The sequence below is a fragment of the Streptomyces sp. NPDC030862 genome, from assembly GCF_055571835.1.
Window position 1 is genome coordinate 202058 of record NZ_JBVIEN010000004.1, and the last position, 19055, is coordinate 221112.

General features: G+C 71.2%; 21 protein-coding genes. 7 read left to right on the top strand and 14 right to left on the bottom strand.

From position 1 onward, the window contains the following. The first annotated feature begins 98 nt into the window (after positions 1–98). The 4 genes from ACZ42X_RS12745 to mgt all read left to right on the top strand — a co-directional run bounded on the left by ACZ42X_RS12745 (position 99) and on the right by mgt (position 4673). On the top strand, positions 99–1055 hold the full coding sequence (locus ACZ42X_RS12745; protein ID WP_468287880.1) for a carbohydrate ABC transporter permease: 957 nt from the start codon (positions 99–101) through the stop codon (positions 1053–1055). A 122-nt stretch (positions 1056–1177) separates the two neighbouring features. Further along, positions 1178–2119 (top strand): carbohydrate ABC transporter permease, encoded by a 942-nt coding sequence (locus tag ACZ42X_RS12750; protein ID WP_468287884.1) that lies wholly within the window; start codon positions 1178–1180, stop codon positions 2117–2119. Continuing rightward, positions 2119–3417 (top strand): ABC transporter substrate-binding protein, encoded by a 1299-nt coding sequence (locus ACZ42X_RS12755; RefSeq protein ID WP_468287887.1) that lies wholly within the window; start codon positions 2119–2121, stop codon positions 3415–3417. The genes ACZ42X_RS12750 and ACZ42X_RS12755 overlap by 1 nt, the downstream gene beginning before the upstream one ends. Positions 3418–3473: 56 nt before the next feature. Continuing rightward, positions 3474–4673, top strand: a complete 1200-nt coding sequence (mgt, locus tag ACZ42X_RS12760) for a macrolide-inactivating glycosyltransferase (RefSeq protein ID WP_468287890.1) — start codon at positions 3474–3476, stop codon at positions 4671–4673. Positions 4674–4716: 43 nt separating this feature from the next. Here mgt and ACZ42X_RS12765 read toward each other — a convergent pair whose 3' ends face one another. After that, positions 4717–5145 (bottom strand): VOC family protein, encoded by a 429-nt coding sequence (locus ACZ42X_RS12765; protein WP_468287893.1) that lies wholly within the window; start codon positions 5143–5145, stop codon positions 4717–4719. Positions 5146–5733: 588 nt separating this feature from the next. Here ACZ42X_RS12765 and ACZ42X_RS12770 point away from each other — a divergent pair. The 3 genes from ACZ42X_RS12770 to ACZ42X_RS12780 all read left to right on the top strand — a co-directional run bounded on the left by ACZ42X_RS12770 (position 5734) and on the right by ACZ42X_RS12780 (position 7973). After that, positions 5734–6936 (top strand): S8 family peptidase, encoded by a 1203-nt coding sequence (locus tag ACZ42X_RS12770; protein ID WP_468287896.1) that lies wholly within the window; start codon positions 5734–5736, stop codon positions 6934–6936. A 76-nt stretch (positions 6937–7012) separates the two neighbouring features. Further along, on the top strand, positions 7013–7573 hold the full coding sequence (locus ACZ42X_RS12775) for a DUF1697 domain-containing protein (protein WP_468287900.1): 561 nt from the start codon (positions 7013–7015) through the stop codon (positions 7571–7573). After that, positions 7566–7973, top strand: a complete 408-nt coding sequence (locus ACZ42X_RS12780; protein ID WP_468287903.1) for a nuclear transport factor 2 family protein — start codon at positions 7566–7568, stop codon at positions 7971–7973. The genes ACZ42X_RS12775 and ACZ42X_RS12780 overlap by 8 nt, the downstream gene beginning before the upstream one ends. Here ACZ42X_RS12780 and ACZ42X_RS12785 read toward each other — a convergent pair. The 13 genes from ACZ42X_RS12785 to ACZ42X_RS12845 form a co-directional block, all read right to left on the bottom strand. After that, a complete protein-coding gene (locus tag ACZ42X_RS12785; RefSeq protein ID WP_468287906.1) occupies positions 7966–8826 on the bottom strand; it encodes an aldo/keto reductase in 861 nt (286 codons plus the stop codon). The two genes, ACZ42X_RS12780 and ACZ42X_RS12785, sit on opposite strands and share 8 nt — an antisense overlap. A gap of 38 nt (positions 8827–8864) precedes the next feature. Beyond that, positions 8865–9599, bottom strand: coding sequence for a sirohydrochlorin chelatase (locus tag ACZ42X_RS12790; RefSeq protein WP_468287909.1), 735 nt, complete (start codon positions 9597–9599; stop codon positions 8865–8867). Between the two features lie 5 nt (positions 9600–9604). Continuing rightward, positions 9605–10504: an ABC transporter permease gene (locus ACZ42X_RS12795; RefSeq protein WP_468287912.1), complete on the bottom strand. Its 900-nt coding sequence runs from the start codon at positions 10502–10504 to the stop codon at positions 9605–9607. Further along, the gene (locus tag ACZ42X_RS12800; protein ID WP_468287915.1) at positions 10491–11282 is read right to left on the bottom strand and encodes an ABC transporter ATP-binding protein; all 792 of its coding nucleotides are present in this window, start codon (positions 11280–11282) and stop codon (positions 10491–10493) included. Before ACZ42X_RS12800 ends, ACZ42X_RS12795 begins: the two co-directional genes overlap by 14 nt. Positions 11283–11346: 64 nt before the next feature. After that, entirely contained in the window at positions 11347–12462 is a 1116-nt protein-coding gene (locus ACZ42X_RS12805) for an aliphatic sulfonate ABC transporter substrate-binding protein (protein WP_468287917.1), read from the bottom strand. A gap of 229 nt (positions 12463–12691) precedes the next feature. Next, positions 12692–14026, bottom strand: a complete 1335-nt coding sequence (locus ACZ42X_RS12810; RefSeq protein WP_468287920.1) for a sulfate adenylyltransferase subunit 1 — start codon at positions 14024–14026, stop codon at positions 12692–12694. A gap of 2 nt (positions 14027–14028) precedes the next feature. Next, on the bottom strand, positions 14029–14970 hold the full coding sequence (gene cysD, locus ACZ42X_RS12815; protein ID WP_361424802.1) for a sulfate adenylyltransferase subunit CysD: 942 nt from the start codon (positions 14968–14970) through the stop codon (positions 14029–14031). Next, on the bottom strand, positions 14967–15524 hold the full coding sequence (gene cysC, locus ACZ42X_RS12820; protein WP_468287923.1) for an adenylyl-sulfate kinase: 558 nt from the start codon (positions 15522–15524) through the stop codon (positions 14967–14969). The genes cysD and cysC overlap by 4 nt, the downstream gene beginning before the upstream one ends. Beyond that, the gene (locus ACZ42X_RS12825; protein WP_468287926.1) at positions 15524–16225 is read right to left on the bottom strand and encodes a phosphoadenylyl-sulfate reductase; all 702 of its coding nucleotides are present in this window, start codon (positions 16223–16225) and stop codon (positions 15524–15526) included. The genes cysC and ACZ42X_RS12825 overlap by 1 nt, the downstream gene beginning before the upstream one ends. Continuing rightward, a complete protein-coding gene (locus ACZ42X_RS12830) occupies positions 16222–16401 on the bottom strand; it encodes a hypothetical protein (protein ID WP_468287929.1) in 180 nt (59 codons plus the stop codon). Before ACZ42X_RS12830 ends, ACZ42X_RS12825 begins: the two co-directional genes overlap by 4 nt. Further along, positions 16398–18095, bottom strand: a complete 1698-nt coding sequence (locus tag ACZ42X_RS12835; RefSeq protein WP_468287932.1) for a nitrite/sulfite reductase — start codon at positions 18093–18095, stop codon at positions 16398–16400. The genes ACZ42X_RS12830 and ACZ42X_RS12835 overlap by 4 nt, the downstream gene beginning before the upstream one ends. A 126-nt stretch (positions 18096–18221) precedes the next feature. Beyond that, complete coding sequence (locus tag ACZ42X_RS12840; RefSeq protein WP_312846103.1) at positions 18222–18305, bottom strand: putative leader peptide; 84 nt, start codon at positions 18303–18305, stop codon at positions 18222–18224. Positions 18306–18435: 130 nt separating this feature from the next. Continuing rightward, positions 18436–19014 (bottom strand): GNAT family N-acetyltransferase, encoded by a 579-nt coding sequence (locus ACZ42X_RS12845; RefSeq protein ID WP_468287935.1) that lies wholly within the window; start codon positions 19012–19014, stop codon positions 18436–18438. Between the last annotated feature and the right edge of the window lie 41 nt (positions 19015–19055).

A 19055-nucleotide genomic window follows, 5' to 3' on the forward strand; every position in this document is an offset into this window, starting at 1 on the left:
CGGCACAGTCTCGCATTCGCGCAGGCCCGCTTGACGAACCGACGGCCCCTCAGGACGATGACGCAAGGCTGGCTCACCTTTACAAAGGGGGCGATTCCGTGACATTGGCCACCGCGACGGAGCGGTCCGGTGGGAAAGCGGGCGGACCCCCACGTCGGTCGGAGCGCCGACCGGTGCGGCGCCGGCCCCTGGACCACGGGGCCTGGTTCCTGGTCCTGCCCGCCCTGATCCCCATCCTGGTGCTCAGCGTCGGCCCCCTCCTCTATGGCATCGCTCTGGCCTTCACGGACGCCCAGTCCGGGCGCACCCAGGCCACGCGCTGGGTCGGCACGCTCAATTTCCAGGACCTGCTGCACGACACGCTCTTCTGGGAGTCGTTCCGCATCGGGCTGCTCTGGGCGCTGGGCGTCACCGTTCCGCAGTTCTTCCTCGCCCTGGGCCTCGCCCTGCTGCTGAACCAGAACCTCCGCTTCCGCTGGCTGGCGCGGGCGCTCGCGATCATCCCCTGGGCCATGCCCGAAGTGGTCGTCGGCATCATGTGGCGGCTGGTCTACCACCCGGACGCCGGGGTCCTCAACGAGACCCTGCGCGACCTGGGCCTCGGTGACGGCCGCGCCTGGCTCACCGGCCTCGCCACCGCGCTGCCCGCGGTGATCCTCGTCGGCATCTGGGCGGGCATGCCGCAGACGACGGTCGCGCTGCTCGCCGGGCTCCAGAACACCCCGCGCGAACTCCACGAGGCGGCGGCCCTCGACGGCGCGGGCGCGTGGCGCCGGTTCCGTACCGTCACCTGGCCCGCGCTGAGGCCCGTCGCCCTCGCCATCACCGCGCTCAACTTCATCTGGAACTTCAACTCCTTCGCGCTGGTGTACGTCCTGACCAGCGGCGGCCCCGGCGGCCGCACCCGGCTGCCCATGCTCTTCGCCTACGAGGAGGCCTTCCGCTACGGGCAGTTCGGCTACGCGGCGGCGATGGGCTGCGTGATGGTCGCCGTCATCTCCGTACTCCTGGCGCTGTATCTCGTGGGGCGGCTGAGGGGAGGCGAGGAGCGGTGAGGGATCCACGCACGGACCTCGGCGCCCCCGGCGCGGGTGCGCGGCCCGAAGGGGCCCACGGTGCGGGTGCGCGGCCGGGAGGCGCCCGGGCGGCGGGTGGTTGGCTCGGGCGAGTCCGGGACATGGCCGCCCGGCTCGGACGTGCGCACCGTGCGGGCACCTCGGCCGGCCATCTAGGCCATGTCGGCCATGCCGGCCGGTTCCGGCGTACCGCCCCGGGCGGCCATGTCCGGCGGTCCCGGCGGGCCGGCCGGGCCGGGCAGTACGCCGCCCTCCTCGCGTACCTCGTCTTCCTCGCCTTCCCCTTCCTCTGGCTGGTCTCCACCGCCTTCAAGCCCGCCCGCGAGCTCGGCTCCCTGCACCCCACCTGGATCCCCGAGGACCCCACCCTCGCCAACTTCCGGCAGGCCTTCGGCGAACAGCCCCTGCTCCAGGCCGCCGCCAACAGCCTGACGGCGGCGCTCGGCGCCGCCCTGATCACCGTCACCCTCGCCACGCCCATGGCCTACGTCATGGCGCGGCACCGCGGGAGACTCTCGGCCGCCGCGACCGGGTGGGTCGTGGTCAGCCAGGCGTTCCCGTTCGTCCTGGTGATCATTCCGCTCTTCCTGGTGCTGAAGAACCTGCACCTGATCAACACGCTGCCCGGGCTGGTGATGGTGTACGTGGTGTGGTCGCTGCCGTTCGCGCTGTGGATGCTGGCCGGTTACGTACGGGCCGTGCCGGCCGAGCTGGAGGAGGCGGCCGCCGTCGACGGGGCGGGCCGGCTCCGTACGCTCGTCTCGGTCACCGCGCCGCTGCTGGCGCCGGGCATCGTCGCCACCGCGCTCTTCGCCTTCATCACCGCGTGGAACGAGTTCTTCTTCGCGCTCGTCCTGCTCAAGACCCCGGAGAAGCAGACGTTGCCGGTCGTCCTCACCCACTTCCTCGGCGCGGAGGGCGTCGCCGACCTCGGCCCGCTCGCCGCGGCCGCGTTCCTCGCGACGCTGCCGTCGCTGGTCGTCTTCGCCGTCATCCAGAAACGGATCACGGGCGGCATGCTCGCCGGGGCGGTGAAGTCCTGATGGATCCGCGACGGACCGTCATCGCCGTGGTCGCCGCGCTCGGGCTGCTGCTGGCCGGCTGTTCCGGCGGCGGAGACGACCGCACGCCCGGGCGCATCGTGCTGCGCTTCCAGTCCCTCGCCTGGCAGCAGGAGTCCGTCGAGGCCAACAAGCAACTGGTCGCGGAGTGGAACGCCGCCCACCCCGACGTCCAGGTGCGGTACGTCCAGGGCAGCTGGGACAGCGTCCACGACCAGCTCCTCACCTCCTTCGAGGGCGGCGAGGCGCCCGACGTCATCCACGACGCCTCCGACGACCTCGCCGACTTCGCGTACGGCGGCTACCTCGCCGACCTGCGCGGCCTGCTGCCCGCCCGTCTGACGGCGGACATACCCGAGCGCAGCTGGCAGACGACGACCTTCGGCGGCGGCGTGTACGGCGTGCCGTTCCTCCAGGAGCCGCGCGTGATCATGGCGAACAAGAAGCTCCTGGAGGCGTCGGGCGTCCGGATCCCCACGCCCGCGAAACCATGGAGCTGGGAGGAGTTCCGTCAGGTCGCGCGCGACCTCACGGCGACGATGGGGGAGGGCCGGTACGCCGTCGCCTGGCCGCTCAAGGAGCCGGTCTCCGTCTCCCTCAACCTGGGCCTGTCGGCGGGCGGGCGGCTCTTCCACCGCGAGGGCGACGGCAAGGTCCGCATCCGCTTCACCGACGGCGACGCCGTCATGCCCGGCACCGTCCACGACCAGATCACCGCCGACCGCACCGCGCCCCGCTCCACCCTCGGCATGGGCGGCTCGGACACCCTGCCCGGTTTCTTCGGCGGCCGGTACGCGATGGTGCCGCTCGGGTTCTCGTACCGCCAGCAGATCGCGCAGCAGGCACCCGAGGGCTTCGAGTGGATGGTGCTGCCCGCGCCGGCGGGGGAGGGCGGGCTCGCCCAGGGGGTCAGCCCGCAGACCCTGTCGATCGCCGAGGACAGTCCGTACAAGAAGGAGGCCGCGCGCTTCATCGACTTCCTGCTGCAGCCGCGCAACATGGTCCGCCTGGCGCGCGGTGACTGGATGCTGCCGACCGGGACGGAGGCGCTCGGGGACCCGTCGCTGCACACCGCGAAGGACGGCTGGGCGACCGGCGTGGCGCTGGCGGAGCACCTGCGTCCGGCTCCGGCGCAGTCCGTACGCGGGTATCCGGAGTGGAAGGACAAGGTCGCCACCCCCGCGTTCCAGGAGTACTACAGCGGCGCCATCGACGCCGAGGAACTGGAGAGACGCCTGGTGCGGGACGGGAACCTGGTGCTGGCCCGCTACCAGAGATAGGCCGACCCGGATATTCGACGTTGCACGAGACGTCTCGTCTCGCCTAGGGTGTGGGTATGACCTCAGTCGCCCGCGCCCACATCGCCATGTTCTCCATCGCCGCCCACGGCCATGTGAACCCCAGCCTCGACGTCATCCGGGAGCTCGTCGCCCGGGGTCACCGCGTCAGCTACGCGATCCCCGCGTCCTTCGCGGACAAGGTCGCCGCCACCGGCGCCGAGCCGGTCGTCTACACCTCCACCCTGCCGACGGACGACGACCCGGAGGCGTGGGGGACGGAACTGATCGACAACATCGAGCCGTTCCTGCACGACGCCATCCACGTCCTCCCGCAGCTCGCCGCGGCGTTCGACGGCGACGAACCGGACCTCGTCCTCCACGACATCACCTCCTATCCGGCGCCCGTCCTCGCCCACCGGTGGGGCGTCCCCGCCGTGTCGTTGTGGCCGAACCTCGTCCCCTGGGAGGGGTACGAGGAGGAGGTCGCGGAGTCGATGTTCGCGGAGCTCAAGGCGTCCGAGCGCGGCAAGGCGTACTACGCCCGCTTCGAGGCGTGGCTCGCCGAGAACGGTGTCGACACCCATCCCGACCGGCTGATATCCCGGCCCCGCAAGGCGGTCGTCCTGATCCCCAAGGCGCTCCAGCCCCACGCCGACCGGGTCGACGAGTCCGTGTTCACCTTCGTGGGCGCCTGCCAGGGCGACCGCGTCGAACAGGGCGACTGGCAGCGGCCGGCCGACGCGGAGAAGGTCCTGCTGGTGTCGCTGGGCTCGACGTTCACCAAGCAGCCGGACTTCTACCGGGAGTGCGTCAAGGCCTTCGGTGACCTGCCCGGGTGGCACGTCGTCCTCCAGATCGGCAAGTACGTCGACCCGGCCGAACTCGGTGACGTACCGGCCACCATCGAAGTCCACGACTGGGTGCCCCAGTTGGCGATCCTGCGCCAGGCCGACGCGTTCATCACCCACGCGGGTGCGGGCGGCTGCCAGGAGGGCCTCGCGACGGGCACGCCGATGGTCGCGGTTCCGCAGGCCGTCGACCAGTTCGGCAACGCCGACATGCTGGAGTCCCTCGGCGTCGCCCGCCACCTCCCGAGGGCCGACGCCACGGCCGACGCCCTGCGCACGGCCGTGCTCGACCTGGTCGCCGACCCCCGGGTCGCCGAGCGCGCCGAGGCCATCCGCCACCAGATGTCGGCCGAGGGCGGCACGCCGCGCGCGGCGGACCTCATCGAGGCGGAGCTTCCGACGGCGTGACCCTTGCCGGGTCCCGAGGTGCCGGGGGCCGGGGCGGGGGCGCTCAGTCCAGACAGAACTCGTTGCCCTCGATGTCGAGCATCGGGATGCACGCGTCATTGCCGTCATACAGCGTCTGCACGTGAACCGCGCCGAGCGCGACCAGCCGTGCGCACTCGGCCTCGAGCTTGGCCAGGCGCTCTTCGCCCACGAGCCCGGTGGCGACCCGTACGTCGAGATGCACCCGGTTCTTGACGACCTTCCCCTCGGGGACGCGCTGGAAGAACAGGCGCGGGCCCACCCCCGAGGGGTCGACGCAGGCGAACGCCGCACCCCGCCGCTCAGGAGGCCGAGAGCGGTCGAAAGCCTCCCACGAGGCGAACCCCTTCGGCGGAGGAGCCACGACGTACCCGAGCACCTCGCACCAGAAACGAGCGACGCGCTCGGGTTCCGCGCAGTCGAAGGTGACCTGGAACTCCTTGATCGATGACATCGGCGCACCATAGCAAGGTGCTCCGTCTCCCCAACACGCCGCCGTCCGACGGTGCTTCGCATGATCCCCGTCGCTCGACGAACTCCTCGCGCACTGTGAGGAGTACCGGTGGGCGACGGCCCGGGGCCCGCGGTGTAGACGTAGGCGCGAGCGGTCGGGCCAGCCGCTGACGAGCCGAGTCGGCGTCCGTGTCGTCCGGCTCGGGGAGGGCGACATCGAGGCGGAGCTGTTCATCCGGATCGACCCCGCCTTCATTCCAGGGCCGTGAGGAAAAGCCGGCCCCGGCTGAGCGCCCGGTGTGGTCGGCGAACGCCTCGGCCCCGGTGCGGAGTTGGGGACGAAGAGGGTTCCTGGCCTGCGCACTTCTCGTGGAGGTCTCGTGAAGTCGATGGGGTCGTAAAGGATTCAAGGAGACCGCTTTACTCGACTTGCCCCCATTTCTTATTACGAACACTTGTTGAGTAAGTCACAGGCGTATGAAGCTCTTGATCTAGGCGCGTCAATCGGTCAGGGTTTCGAACCAACCCCCGGAGATTTTCCGTCCGGAGGTCAATCCCCCCACAAATGATGACGAGGAGACCCCTCTTCATGACCACCCACAAGCGCGCCCGCCGGATCAAGCTCGCCACGGCCATCGCCGCCGTCGCCGGAGTGACCGCCCTCAGCGCGCCCCACGCCTCCGCCGGTACCGCGCCCGAGGCCGCGGCCGAGGGCTCCGTGTACGGCCTGGGCGCCGAAGGCGCCGTCGCCGGGAGCTACATCGTCCTGCTGGACGAGAAGGCGGACAAGGCCAAGCTCGCGCAGGAGTACGGCGGCAAGCTCCAGCGCGCGTACAGCTCGGCCGTCAACGGCTTCTCCGCCAACGGGCTTTCGGAGACCGAGGCCAAGCGACTGGCGGCCGACCCGGCCGTCGCCAAGGTCGTCCAGAACAAGAAGTTCACGATCGACGCCACGCAGGCCAACCCGCCGTCCTGGGGCCTCGACCGCGTCGACCAGGCCGACACCGCGGGCGACAGCGCGTACACCTACCCCGACGGCGCGGGCGAGGGCGTCACCGCGTACGTCATCGACACCGGCGTCCGCGTCAGCCACAAGGACTTCGAGGGCCGCGCCGTCTCCGGCTTCGACGCCGTCGACAACGACAACGATGCCGACGACGGCAACGGCCACGGCACCCACGTCGCCGGCACCATCGCCGGCGCCGCCCACGGCGTCGCGAAGAAGGCGAAGATCGTCGCCGTACGCGTCCTCGACGACAACGGCTCCGGCACCACCGAGCAGGTCGTCGCGGGCATCGACTGGGTCACCAAGAACCACCAGGGCCCGTCCGTCGCCAACATGAGCCTCGGCGGCGGCGCCGACGAGGCCCTCGACGAGGCCGTCCGCAAGGCCATCGCCGCCGGCGTCACCTTCGGCGTGGCCGCCGGCAACGAGTCCCAGGACGCCGGCCAAGGCTCCCCGTCCCGCGTCCAGGAAGCCATCACCGTGGCCTCCTCCACCAAGGACGACCAGCAGTCGGACTTCTCCAACCACGGCGCGGTCGTGGACCTCTACGCCCCGGGCTCCGACATCACCTCCGCCTGGAACGACAGCGACGAGGGCACCAAGACCATCTCCGGCACCTCCATGGCGACGCCCCACGTCGTCGGCGCCGCCGCCGTCTACCTCGCGGGCCACAAGGACGCCACCCCGGAGCAGGTCGCCAAGGCCCTCGTCGACGGCGCCACGTCCGGCAAGATCTCCAACCCCACCGGCTCCACCCCCAACAAGCTGCTGAAGATCGTCGAGTAGCAGCTCCGCGGAGCCCTTGACCGGCGGCCGCCGTGCCCTCCCCCACGGGGCACGGCGGCCGTCCTATGGTGTGCCCATGGCGACGAGGTACGCCGCGCTCCTGCGCGGCATCAATGTCGGCGGCCACCGGAAGGTCCCGATGGCCGAGCTGCGCACGGTCCTCACGGGCCTCGGACTCGGCGACGTACAGACGTATCTGCAGAGCGGCAACGCGGTCTTCAGCAGCGGGTCCGACGACGGCGAGGACGGCGAGGAGGCGCTCCGCGCCCGGCTGGAGCAGGCCATCGAGAAGCACTTCGGCTTCCCCGTCGACTGCCTCGTCCGTGAGGGAACGTATCTGCGCGCCATCGCCGACGCCTGCCCCTTTCCCGCCACCCAGCTGGAGGGCAAGCAGCTGCACGTCACCTTCTTCTCCGAGCGGGTCGGCCCGGAACGGTTCGCCGGGCTCGACCAAGCCGCCTTCCTGCCCGAGGAGTTCCGGCTCGGCGACCGGGCGCTCTACCTGTACGCCCCCGAGGGCCTGGGCCGCTCCAAACTGGCCGAGGCGCTCGGACGCCCGGCCGTGACCAAGGGCATCATCGGCACCACCCGCAACTGGAACACCGTCGTCAAACTGGTGGAGCTCACCCGTGACTGACCGCACCCACGCCCACGACCGCGCCCGGGACCACGACCACACCCCGGCGGTCGCGGCGGCGATCGAGGGGGAACTCCGCCTGCTCGACCCCGCCGTACGCAGCGACCCCGCCCTCTTCGCGGCGCTGCTGCACCCGGACTTCCACGAGTTCGGCAGGTCCGGCCGCCACTGGGACCGGGCCTCCATGATCGCCGAGATCACCACGGCCACCGCGGACGACGCCTCGCCGTCCGCGCCCTTCACCACCTCGCGCATGCGCGGCGTGCAGCTGGCCGACGACGTGGTGCACCTGACCTTCGACACCGAACACAACGGCCACTGGACCCACCGCAGTTCGGTGTGGCGCCGCACCGGCCGGGGCTGGCTGCTCTACTTCCACCAGGGCACGCCGTTCAGCTAGCGGCGGCGAGCCCGTCCAGCCGCGCCAGATCGTCCGCGTCCAGGCGTACGGACGGGGCGTCGAGGTTCTCGTCGAGATGGGCGAGCGAGCCGGTGCCCGGGGTGGGCAGCAGGACCGGTGAGCGGTGCAGCAGCCACGCCAGGGCGATCTGGCCACGGGTGGCGCCGTGCCGGGCGGCGACCGCGTCGAGGCCGGCCGCCGGGGAACCGGTCAGGGAACCGTTCGCCAACGGGAACCACGGCAGGAACGCCAGGCCATGCGCCTCGCACACCCGCAGGACGTCCTCCGAGGACCGGTCGAGCAGGTTGAAACGGTTCTGCACGGAGACGACCGGCACCACGTCCAGCGCGAGCGCCCGCTCCAGCTGTCCGGCGGACACGGTGTCGAGCCCGACGTACCGGATCTTCCCCTCCCGCCGCAGCTCCGCCAGCGCCCCGAGCTGCTCCTCCAACGGCACCTCGGGATCGAGCCGGTGCAGTTGGTACAGGTCGATCGTCTCCGTACGCAGCCGCCGCAGACTCGCCTCGCACATCGCGCGCAGCTGCTCGGGGCGGCCCGCCACGTGCCAGGCGCTGTCGCTGGTGCGCACCACGCCGCCCTTGGTCGCCACGACCAGACCCGCCGGGTACGGGTGCAGCGCCTCGGCCACCAACTCCTCGGCGAGGCCGGGACCGTAGTTGTCGGCCGTGTCGATGAGCGTGACGCCCCGCTCGACCGCCCGGCGCAGCACCGCGACCGCGTCCGCGCGCGTGCCGCGCGGCCCCCAGTAACCGGGACCGGTCAACTGCGCCGTACCGAAGCCGAGCCGCCGTACGGGCAGATCGCCGCCGAGCCTGAACGTCTCCGAGATCATGGCGCCACTGTACGGTGCGACCTGCGGGGCCGTGCGTGTTACGCCACGGCCGCCCGCTCCTCCGCGCGCGCCCCGTCGTACCGTTCGACCAGCAGCCGCGCCAGCTCCGGTGACGGGCCCAGCACATCGGCGAGGACGTCCGCCCCGGCCGCGCCCTCGGCGATGCGGTCCGGCAGGCGGCCGGGCGCGATGACGTACGGCGCCACCGCCACGCGGCGCACCCCGTCGGCGCGGAGCGCCCGTACCGCGTCCTCGGTCCTGGGAAGAGATGCGGAGGCGAACGCAGGCCGCACGGCACACCAACCAGTGCGCCGCAGCTCCCGCGCCGTTTCTGCGATCACTGCGATCGCCTCCGGGTCCGTGGAGCCCGCCGAGGCCAGGACGACCCCGGTCGAGCCCTTGTCGGCGGGGGTGAGCCCCGCCTCGTACAACCGCCGCTCCACCGCCGCCAGGAGCAGCGGCGACGGGCCGAGGACCTCCGCCTGCCGCACACGCAGCGACGGAGGGGCCTCGCGCAGTACGGCGGGGATGTCGGCCTTCGCGTGGAAGGCGCGCGTCAGCAGCAGGGGGAGCGCGACCACGTCGCGCACCCGCTCCGCCGCCAGCCGCTCCAGCACGGCCGGTACCGACGGGACGTTGAAGTCCAGGAACGCCGTCTCCACCCGCAGCCCCGGACGCAGCGCGCCCACCGCCCGCACCAGGGCGTGGACGGTCGCGGCGTGCCGCGGGTCGCGGCTGCCGTGGGCGATGACGAGCAGGACCGGATCGTTCATGGGACTCAGCTCTTCACCAGCAGGCCGCGGCTGCGCAGCGCGGCCCGCTCCAGGGGGCTGAAGATCAGCAGGTCGATGGCGATGCCGACGACCAGGATCAGGATGATCGCCAGGAAGATCCCCGGCATGTCGATGTTGTTGCGCCCGTGCTCCAGCAACTGGCCAAGACCCAGGCCCAGCTCGGGGGAGGAGGCGATGATCTCGGCGGCCATCAGCGACCGCCACGAGAACGCCCAGCCCTGCTTCAGACCGGCCAGGTAGCCGGGCAGCGCGGCCGGCATCACGATGTGCCAGGCGCCCCGCAGCCCGGTCGCGCCGAGCGTCCGCCCGGCCCGCAGGAACAGCGGCGGCACCTGGTCGACGCCCGCCACCAGGCCGTTGGCGATCGACGGCACGGCGCCCAGCAGGATCACCGTGTACATCATCGAGTCGTTGAGGCCGATCCAGAGCACCGCGGGAGCCACCCATGCCACCGACGGAAGCGACTGGAGCCCCGAGAGCACCGGCCCGATCGCCGCCCGGACGAACTTCACCCGGGCGACCAGCAGGCCCAGCGGCGTACCGATCGCCAGCGCCATCAGGAAGCCCAGCAGCGCCCGCGACACGCTGGTCCACAGCACGTCGAAGAGCGTGCCCTGCAGCCACATGGTGGACAGGCTGTCCCACACCGCGGACGGCGCGGGGAGCTTGTACTCGTCCGTGACCTTCGCCCACACCAGCAACTGCCACACCACCAGCACCAGCGCGATGGCCAGCAGCGGCGGCAGGACCTTCTTCAGCAGGACGTCGCGCACCGGAGTCCGCGCCACCTGCACGGCGTCCAGCGCGTCGAGACCCGCCTCCAGACCGGCGAGGTCGTCGGACTGGGAACCCTTCGTGACGGTCGTCGTATCAGTGCTGGCCATGACGGCGGATCTCCCCACGCAGTTCTTCGGTGATCTCGATGGACAGCTCCGCCACCGCGGCGTCCTCGATGCGGCGCGGCTGCGGGATGCCGATCTCCCACTGGCGGGCGATGCGCCCCGGACGGGACGACAGCAGCACCACGCGCTCGGCCAGCCGTACCGCCTCACGCACGTTGTGCGTGACGAACAGCACCGACAGCCGCGTCTCACTCCAGATCCGGGTCAGCTCGTCGTGCAGCACGTCCCGGGTGATGGCGTCCAGCGCCGCGAACGGCTCGTCCATCAGCAGCAGGTCGCTGTCCTGCGCGAGCGCCCGCGCCAGCGCCACGCGCTGCCGCATGCCGCCGGACAGCTCGTGCACCCGCTTGCCGTACGAGCCCTTCAGCCGGACGAGCTCCAGCAGCCGCTCCGCCTCGTCGCGCCGCTCGCTCTTCGGGACGCCGCGCAGCCGCAGCGCCAGCTCGATGTTCTTGCCCGCCGTCAGCCACGGGAAGAGCGCGTGCTCCTGGAACATCAGCGCCGGCCGCCCGCCCGGGGTGTCGATCGACCCCGCGGACGGCCGGTCGAGACCCGCGACCAGGTTGAGCAGCGTGGACTTGCCGCAGCCCGAGGCGCCCAGGAGGGTCACGAACTCGCCCGGCGCGACATCGAGCGAGATGTCGTCGAGGACGAGCTGCCGCCCGGCCGGGGTGGTGAAGGACTTCGAGACGTGCTCGAGACGGGCGGCGTGCGTGGTCACCGCGGTACGGTCCTCGGCCTTGGCGAGCGTGGTGGCCATGGTCGTCACCTCCTGGAAGAGTCGTTCAAAGCGGGTGCGGGTGCGGGGGAGAGGCGGGCCGGGGTCACTTGACGCCGAGACCGGCGTCGGCGACCGCGGGCTTGCCCTCGGCCTTGAGGACCTTGTTGAGCGGCCCCAGGTCGTAGATGCCGTTCAGGTCGGGCTTCTCCAGCAGACCTGCCTGCACCGCGTGGTCGGCCTGCGCCTTGAGGGTGGCGGCCAGCGGGTCGTTGACGAACTGGATCGACGGCCAGGCGGCGTCGATCACGTCCGCGCCCAGCGGCTTGCCCGTGATGGTCTTCAGCTTGGCGTTTGCGGACGCCTTCGCCTTGTCGGGGTTGGCGTTGATCCAGTCGTTCGTCCTCACCACACCGCGCAGCACCGCCTCGACGACGTCCGGGTGCGCCTTGAGGAACTTCTGCGACACGACGATGTTGGTGATCACGAACTTCTTCCCGGGCCACAGCGCCGACTCGTCGAGCAGCACCTTCGCGCCCTCGCTGACCAGCTTCGACGCGGTCGGCTCCGGCACCCAGGCGCCGTCGATGGCGCCGGTCTGGTAGGCGTTCGGCGTCACCTTGTTGTCCGTACGGACCACCGAGACGTCGCCCTGGCCGCTCTGCGAGTCGACCTTCCAGCCCTTCGTGGCGGCCCAGTGGAGGAAGGCGACGTCCTGCGTGTTGCCCAGCTGCGGGGTCGCGATCTTCTTGCCCTTGACGTCGTCCAGGGTCTTGATCTTCTCCGGGTTCACGACCAGCTTGACCCCGCCGGAGGCCGCCCCGCCGATGATGCGCAGGTTGCCGCCCTTGGACTTGGTGTAGCCGTTGATCGCGGGGGAGGGGCCGATGAAACCGATGTCGATCGAGTCGGCGTTGAGCGCCTCGATCGCGGACGGGCCCGCGTTGAACAGCGACACGTCCAGTCGGGTGCCGCCCAACTCCTTCTGGAAGATGCCCTCCTGGTCACCCACGAGAGCCGTGCCGTGGGTGAGGTTCGGGAAGTACCCGAGCCGCACCCGGTCGGCCGAGAGCTTCTCGCCCTTGGCCTCCGCCCGGGTCTCCTTGGGGGCCTGCGAGCCGTAGCCGCAGGAGGCGAGCGTGCCGAACAGCAGCGGCAGGGCGATCGCCGCGGCGAAGCGGCGGCGCAGGCGCAGGGCGGTGACGCGGATCGTGGCAGGCACGGGAGGGCGTTCCTCTCGTCGGCCCGGCGCTACGCCCTCCTGATCGTCGTCAGGGGCGCGGCCGGGAAGTCGGCAGTGGTGTCATTCTTCGGCGGTACGCGTGGTACGGGAGCGGGCGCGGCGTCATCGGGCACATCGCGCGACACCCCCGGTTCCCGCGCCGAGGGTGCCGCTGCCGACCCGGCCGCCCTCCTTGGCGAAGGTCGCGTAGACGTCGGTTGTGGTCACGTCAGAAGTCCCAGCCCTCGTCGTCGGCCTCGACGGCCGCGGCCGCCTTGGCCCCGGCGAAGGACTCGCCCGCCATGCCGGCCGCGAGCGTGGTGCCGTCGGCCGGGTCGATCAGCAGGAAGGAACCGGTACGGCGCGAGTCGGCGTACGCGTCGAGCGCGAGCGGCTCGGCCGTACGGACCCGGACGCGGCCGATGTCGTTGGCGACGAGCTGCCCCGGCGCCGGGTGCTGGGAGAGGTCGTCCAGCGTCAGCTTGGACGGGATGTCCTTGACGATGGCCTTGACCGTGCGGGTGGTGTGCTTGAGCAGCACCCGCTGCCCCACGGTGAGCGGCTGGTCGGCGACGTGGCACACGGTCGCCTCGACGTCCTGCGTGGTGGCGGGCGCGTCCGAGGCGGGCACGATCAGGTCGCCGCGCGAGATGTCGATGTCGTCCGCGAGCAGCAGCGTCACCGACTGCGGGGTCCACGCCACGTCCACCGGCTCGCCCAGCAGGTCGATCCCGGTGATCGTCGAGGTCCGCCCGGAGGGCAGGACCTTCACCTGCTCGCCGACCCGGAAGGTACCGGCCGCGATCTGGCCGGCGTACCCGCGGTAGTCGGGGTGCTCGGCGGTCTGCGGACGGATCACGTACTGCACCGGGAAGCGCGCGTGGCAGCCCGTCAGGTCGTGGCTGACCGGCACCGTCTCCAGGTGCTCCAGGACGGTCGGACCGCCGTACCAGTCCATGTGCGCCGACGGCTCCACGACGTTGTCCCCGGCGAGCGCCGAGATCGGGATCGCGGTGACCTCCGGGACGCCCAGCTCGGTCGCGTACGCCGTGAACTCCTCGGCGATGGCGGCGAAGACGGACTCCTCGTAGTCGACCAGGTCCATCTTGTTGACGGCGAGGACGGCGTGCGGGACGCGCAGCAGGGCCGCGAGGGCCGCGTGGCGGCGGGTCTGCTCGACGACGCCGTTGCGGGCGTCGACCAGGATCACGGTCAGCTCGGCGGTGGAGGCGCCGGTGACCATGTTCCGGGTGTACTGCACGTGCCCCGGGGTGTCGGCCAGGATGAACCGGCGCCGCGCCGTGGCGAAGTAGCGGTACGCGACGTCGATGGTGATGCCCTGCTCGCGCTCGGCGCGCAGGCCGTCGGTGAGCAGCGCCAGGTCCGGCGCCTCCTGGCCGCGCTTGATGGACGCGGCCTCGACGGCCTCCAGCTGGTCGGCGAGGACCGACTTGGAGTCGTGCAGGAGCCGGCCGACGAGGGTGGACTTGCCGTCGTCGACGGAGCCCGCGGTCGCGAAGCGCAGCAGCGTGGTGGCGCTGAGCTGCTCGGTGGTGCTGGTCATGGTTAGAAGTACCCTTCGCGCTTGCGGTCTTCCATCGCGGCCTCGGACAGCTTGTCGTCGGCGCGGGTCGCGCCCCGCTCGGTGAGCCGGGAGGCGGCGATCTCGGCGATCACGGCGTCCAGCGTGGTGGCGTCGGAGTCCACCGCGCCGGTGCAGGACATGTCGCCGACGGTGCGGTAGCGGATGAGCCGCTTCTCGACCGTCTCGGTGTCCTTCGGGCCGCCCCACTCGCCGGCGGTCAGCCACATGCCGTTGCGCAGGAACACCTCGCGCTCGTGCGCGAAGTAGATCTCCGGCAGCTCGATGTTCTCGCGGGCGATGTACTGCCACACGTCCAGCTCGGTCCAGTTGGACAGCGGGAAGACGCGCACGTGCTCGCCGGGCGCGTGGCGGCCGTTGTAGAGCTGCCACAGCTCGGGGCGCTGGCGGCGCGGGTCCCACTGCGAGAACTCGTCGCGCAGCGAGAACACCCGCTCCTTGGCGCGCGCCTTCTCCTCGTCGCGGCGCCCGCCGCCGAACACGGCGTCGAAGCGGTGCTGCTGGATCGCCTCGGTCAGCGGCACCGTCTGCAGCGGGTTGCGCGTCCCGTCGGGGCGCTCGCGCAGCTTGCCGGCGTCGATGTACTCCTGCACGGAGGCGACGTGCAGCCGCAGCCCGTGCTTCTCGACCGTGCGGTCGCGGTACTCGATGACCTCGGGGAAGTTGTGCCCGGTGTCCACGTGCAGCAGCGAGAAGGGGACCGCCGCGGGGGCGAACGCCTTCAGCGCCAGGTGCAGCATGACGATGGAGTCCTTGCCGCCGGAGAAGAGGATCACCGGCCGCTCGAACTCACCCGCCACCTCGCGGAAGATGTGGACCGCCTCGGACTCGAGGGCGTCCAGGTGGCTCAGGGCGTAGGGGGTGTCGGTCGCCTCGTCGAGGGCGTTGGCAGCGGTGGTGGTCACGCGAGACCCCTTTCGGTGAGCAGCGCATGGACCGCTGCCGCGGACTCCTGCACGGTCTGGTTCTGGGACTCGATACGCAGATCCGGGGACTCCGGCTCCTCGTACGGGTCGTCGACGCCGGTCAGGCCGCTGATCTCGCCCGCCGCCTGCTTGGCGTACAGGCCCTTCACATCGCGTTCCGAGCACACCTCGACGGGCGTGGCCACGTGCACCTCGACGTACCCGGTGCCCTCCCGCTGGTGGCGCTTGCGCACCGCCTCACGGCTGTCCGCGTACGGGGCGATGACCGGCACCAGGACCTTCACGCCGTTCGACGCGAGCAGCTCGGCGACGAAGCCGATCCGCTGCACGTTGGTGTGCCGGTCCTCGCGGCTGAAGCCGAGGCCCGCCGAGAGGAACTCGCGGATCTCGTCGCCGTCCAGCACCTCGACGCGGTGGCCCTCGGCGCGCAGCCGGTCCGCCAGCGCGTACGCGATGGTGGTCTTGCCGGCGCTCGGCAGCCCGGTGAGCCAGATGGTGGCCCCAGTCACGTTCTCTTCTCCCACAGTCGTCATCAGCCGTGCAGCCCGCACTCGGTCTTGGCGCGCCCCGCCCAGCGGCCGGCGCGCGCGTCCTCGCCCTCCAGCACCCGGCGCGTGCAGGGCGCGCAGCCGACGGAGGCGTACCCGTCCATCAGCAGCGGGTTCGTCAGGACGCCGTGCTCGGCGACGTACGCGTCCACGTCGTCCTGCGTCCAGCGGGCGATCGGCGACACCTTGACCTTCCGGCGCTTCTCGTCCCAGCCGACGACCGGGGTGTTCGCCCGGGTCGGCGACTCGTCGCGGCGCAGCCCGGTCGCCCACGCGTCGTACGCGGTCAGGCCCTCTTCGAGGGGCTTGACCTTGCGCAGCGCGCAGCACAGGTCCGGGTTCCGGTCATGCAGCTTCGGGCCGTACTCGGCGTCCTGCTCGGCCACCGTCTGGCGCGGGGTCAGCGTGATGACGTTGACGTCCATCACGGCGTCCACGGCGTCACGGGTGCCGATGGTCTCCGGGAAGTGGTAGCCGGTGTCGAGGAAGACGACGTCGACGCCCGGGAAGGCGCGGGAGGCGAGGTGGGCGACGACCGCGTCCTCCATGGAGGAGGTGACGCAGAAGCGCTTGCCGAACGTCTCGGCCGCCCACGTCAGGATCTCCAGGGGCGAGGCCTCTTCGAGGTCCCGGCCCGCCTGCTCGGCGAGCGCCTTCAGCTCTTCCTTGCTCTGAACCGCCGTCATGACGTTTCCCCTCCGCCGTCGTTGCGCTGAACCCCCCGGGCCAGCAGCCCGAGGAACTTCAGCTGGAAGGCTCGATTGCACCCCGCGCATTCCCAGGCGCCGTGCCCGGTCTCGCTGGGCCGCAGGTCCTCGTCGCCGCAGTAGGGGCAGTAGAACGGGGCCGCGCGCTCGCTCATGAGAGAGCCTCCTCCGACGCGCGCGCCGCCCAGGTGGCGAAGCGCTCGCCGTCCTCGCGCTCCGCCTGGAAGCGCTTGAGGACCCGCTCGACGTAGTCGGGCAGCTCGTCCGAGGTCACCTTCAGACCGCGCACCTTGCGGCCGAAGCCGGGCTCGAGGCCCAGCGCGCCGCCGAGGTGGACCTGGTAGCCCTCGACCTGGTTGCCGTCGTCGTCCAGGACCAGCTGGCCCTTGAGACCGATGTCCGCCACCTGGATACGGGCGCAGGCGTTGGGGCAGCCGTTGATGTTGATGGTGATCGGCTCGTCGAAGTCCGGGATGCGGCGCTCCAGCTCGTCGATGAGCGAGGCACCGCGCGCCTTGGTCTCGACGATGGCCAGCTTGCAGAACTCGATGCCGGTGCAGGCCATCGTGCCGCGCCGGAACGGCGACGGCGTGACGGTGAGGTCCAGCGCCTCCAGGGCGGAGACGAGCGGCTCGACCTGCGCCTCCTCGACGTCGAGGACGATCATCTTCTGCTCGACGGTGGTACGCAGCCGGCCGGAGCCGTGCGCCTCCGCGACCTCGGCGATCTTGGTGAGCGTGGCGCCGTCGACACGGCCGACGCGCGGCGCGAAGCCGACGTAGAAGCGGCCGTCCTTCTGCCGGTGCACACCGACGTGGTCGCGCCACTGCTGTACGGGCTGCGCGGGCGCGGGGCCGTCGGACAGCTTGCGCTTCAGGTACTCGTCCTCCAGGACCTGGCGGAACTTCTCCGCACCCCAGTCGGCGACGAGGAACTTCAGGCGGGCGCGGTTGCGCAGCCGGCGGTAGCCGTAGTCGCGGAAGATCGAGATGACGCCCTCGTACACGTCCGGGACCTCGTCGAGCGAGACCCAGGTGCCGAGCCGCACACCGATCTTGGGGTTGGTGGAGAGGCCGCCGCCGACCCAGACGTCGAAGCCCGGGCCGTGCTCGGGGTGCTCGACGCCGACGAAGGCGATGTCGTTGATCTCGTGCGCCACGTCGAGCAGCGGCGAGCCGGAGACCGCAGACTTGAACTTGCGGGGCAGGTTGGAGAAGTCCTTGTTGCCCACGATGCGGCGGTGGATCTCGTCGATGGCGGGGGTGCCGTCGATGATCTCGTCCTCGGCGATGCCGGCGACGGGGGAGCCGAGGATGACACGCGGGGTGTCACCGCACGCCTCGGTCGTGGACAGGCCGACCTCTTCGAGGCGGCGCCAGATCTCGGGCACGTCCTCGATGCGGATCCAGTGGTACTGGATGTTCTGCCGGTCGGTGATGTCGGCGGTGCCGCGCGCGAACTCCTGCGAGATCTCGCCGATCACCCGCAGCTGCTGCGTCGTCAGCCGGCCGCCGTCGACGCGGACGCGGAGCATGAAGTACTCGTCGTCCAGCTCCTCCGGCTCCAGGATCGCGGTCTTGCCGCCGTCGATCCCGGGCTTGCGCTGGGTGTACAGGCCCCACCAGCGCATGCGGCCGCGCAGGTCGTTGGGGTCGATCGAGTCGAAGCCGGCCTTGGAGTAGATCGTCTCAATGCGTGTCCGCACGTTGAGACCGTCGTCGTCCTTCTTGAACTGCTCGTTGCCGTTGAGGGGCGTGAAGTGGCCCCTGGCCCACTGACCCTCACCACGGTGCCGCCCAGGCTTGCGGCGGGGCGTGGCGGAGGCGGGCGTTTCCGGGGTGGAGGCCATGACGATACGTCCTTCGGGACTGCAGGAGGGCGGCTCTGACCTGCACACTCGCGCGCGGCACAAGGCGCGGCGCGGCGGTGCGCAGTGGATTGCGGGGGTTCGGGGATCGCGGTGGTGCTGCTGGGCTCAGCTCACCGGACAGATGGCGCTGGACATGCGGCCGAGGTCGACGTGCCGCCGACTCACCAAGGCAATTCCAGCTCGAGACATGACGGAAGCGTGGCATGGGACTTTGGACCCAGTCCACCTTTGTCCACGATGCGGACATGGATGTCTCGAAGTGTGGACCAATGTGTCATGCGTCACTCATATCGGACGCTTGCGGGGCTGCTTGCCCGGCTCAGGCGGGGTGGGCCCCCGGCCACGGCCCCGGAACCGGAGTATCCGGCTCCTCCGTGACCTTGGTGTCGAAGAGGCGGAAGCCCCGCCTCAGATAGTTGTCCATCGCGTGCTCCCCGTCCAGGGAGCACGTGTGCAGCCACACCCGCTTCGTCGGCACCCGCTCCGGCCACCGCTCCGCCAGGTCCCAGGCGCGGGCCGTGCCGTACGACAGCAGATGCCCGCCGATCCGCCGGCCCCGGAACGCCGGGATGAGCCCGAAGTAGACGATCTCCACGACCCCGTCGTCCTGCGGGTCCAGCTCCACGTACCCGGCGGGCGTCCCCTTCTCGTACGCCACCCAGATCTCGGCCCCGGGCCGCTCCACGATCTCCCGCCACTGGTCGTAGGTCAGCCCGAGCCGGTCCATCCAGCGGATGTCGCCGCCCACCGCCGTATAGAGGAACCGGCTGAACTCCGGCGACGGCACCTCGGCCCGCCGGATCACGACGTCGCCAGGCGGCACGGCCGCGGGGCGCAGGTCGGCGGGCGAGGTCTGCTCGAGGGACCAGGTGGTGACGGTGAGGCTGCTGCTGCTCATGGGGGCCAGGGAAACACGGGGCGCGGGGCCGTGGCCAGCGG

Coding starts and splice junctions, on each gene's coding strand:
- ACZ42X_RS12845 (WP_468287935.1), bottom strand. CDS start 19,014: ATGAGCAGCAGCAGCCTCACCGTCACCACCTGGTCCCTCGAGCAGACC.
- ACZ42X_RS12795 (WP_468287912.1), bottom strand. CDS start 10,504: ATGGCCAGCACTGATACGACGACCGTCACGAAGGGTTCCCAGTCCGAC.
- ACZ42X_RS12800 (WP_468287915.1), bottom strand. CDS start 11,282: ATGGCCACCACGCTCGCCAAGGCCGAGGACCGTACCGCGGTGACCACG.
- ACZ42X_RS12785 (WP_468287906.1), bottom strand. CDS start 8,826: ATGATCTCGGAGACGTTCAGGCTCGGCGGCGATCTGCCCGTACGGCGG.
- cysC (WP_468287923.1), bottom strand. CDS start 15,524: ATGACGACTGTGGGAGAAGAGAACGTGACTGGGGCCACCATCTGGCTC.
- ACZ42X_RS12765 (WP_468287893.1), bottom strand. CDS start 5,145: ATGTCATCGATCAAGGAGTTCCAGGTCACCTTCGACTGCGCGGAACCC.
- ACZ42X_RS12835 (WP_468287932.1), bottom strand. CDS start 18,095: ATGGCCTCCACCCCGGAAACGCCCGCCTCCGCCACGCCCCGCCGCAAG.
- ACZ42X_RS12750 (WP_468287884.1), top strand. CDS start 1,178: ATGGCCGCCCGGCTCGGACGTGCGCACCGTGCGGGCACCTCGGCCGGC.
- ACZ42X_RS12790 (WP_468287909.1), bottom strand. CDS start 9,599: ATGAACGATCCGGTCCTGCTCGTCATCGCCCACGGCAGCCGCGACCCG.
- ACZ42X_RS12840 (WP_312846103.1), bottom strand. CDS start 18,305: ATGTCTCGAGCTGGAATTGCCTTGGTGAGTCGGCGGCACGTCGACCTC.
- mgt (WP_468287890.1), top strand. CDS start 3,474: ATGACCTCAGTCGCCCGCGCCCACATCGCCATGTTCTCCATCGCCGCC.
- ACZ42X_RS12830 (WP_468287929.1), bottom strand. CDS start 16,401: ATGAGCGAGCGCGCGGCCCCGTTCTACTGCCCCTACTGCGGCGACGAG.
- ACZ42X_RS12770 (WP_468287896.1), top strand. CDS start 5,734: ATGACCACCCACAAGCGCGCCCGCCGGATCAAGCTCGCCACGGCCATC.
- ACZ42X_RS12810 (WP_468287920.1), bottom strand. CDS start 14,026: ATGACCAGCACCACCGAGCAGCTCAGCGCCACCACGCTGCTGCGCTTC.
- ACZ42X_RS12755 (WP_468287887.1), top strand. CDS start 2,119: ATGGATCCGCGACGGACCGTCATCGCCGTGGTCGCCGCGCTCGGGCTG.
- ACZ42X_RS12775 (WP_468287900.1), top strand. CDS start 7,013: ATGGCGACGAGGTACGCCGCGCTCCTGCGCGGCATCAATGTCGGCGGC.
- ACZ42X_RS12825 (WP_468287926.1), bottom strand. CDS start 16,225: ATGACGGCGGTTCAGAGCAAGGAAGAGCTGAAGGCGCTCGCCGAGCAG.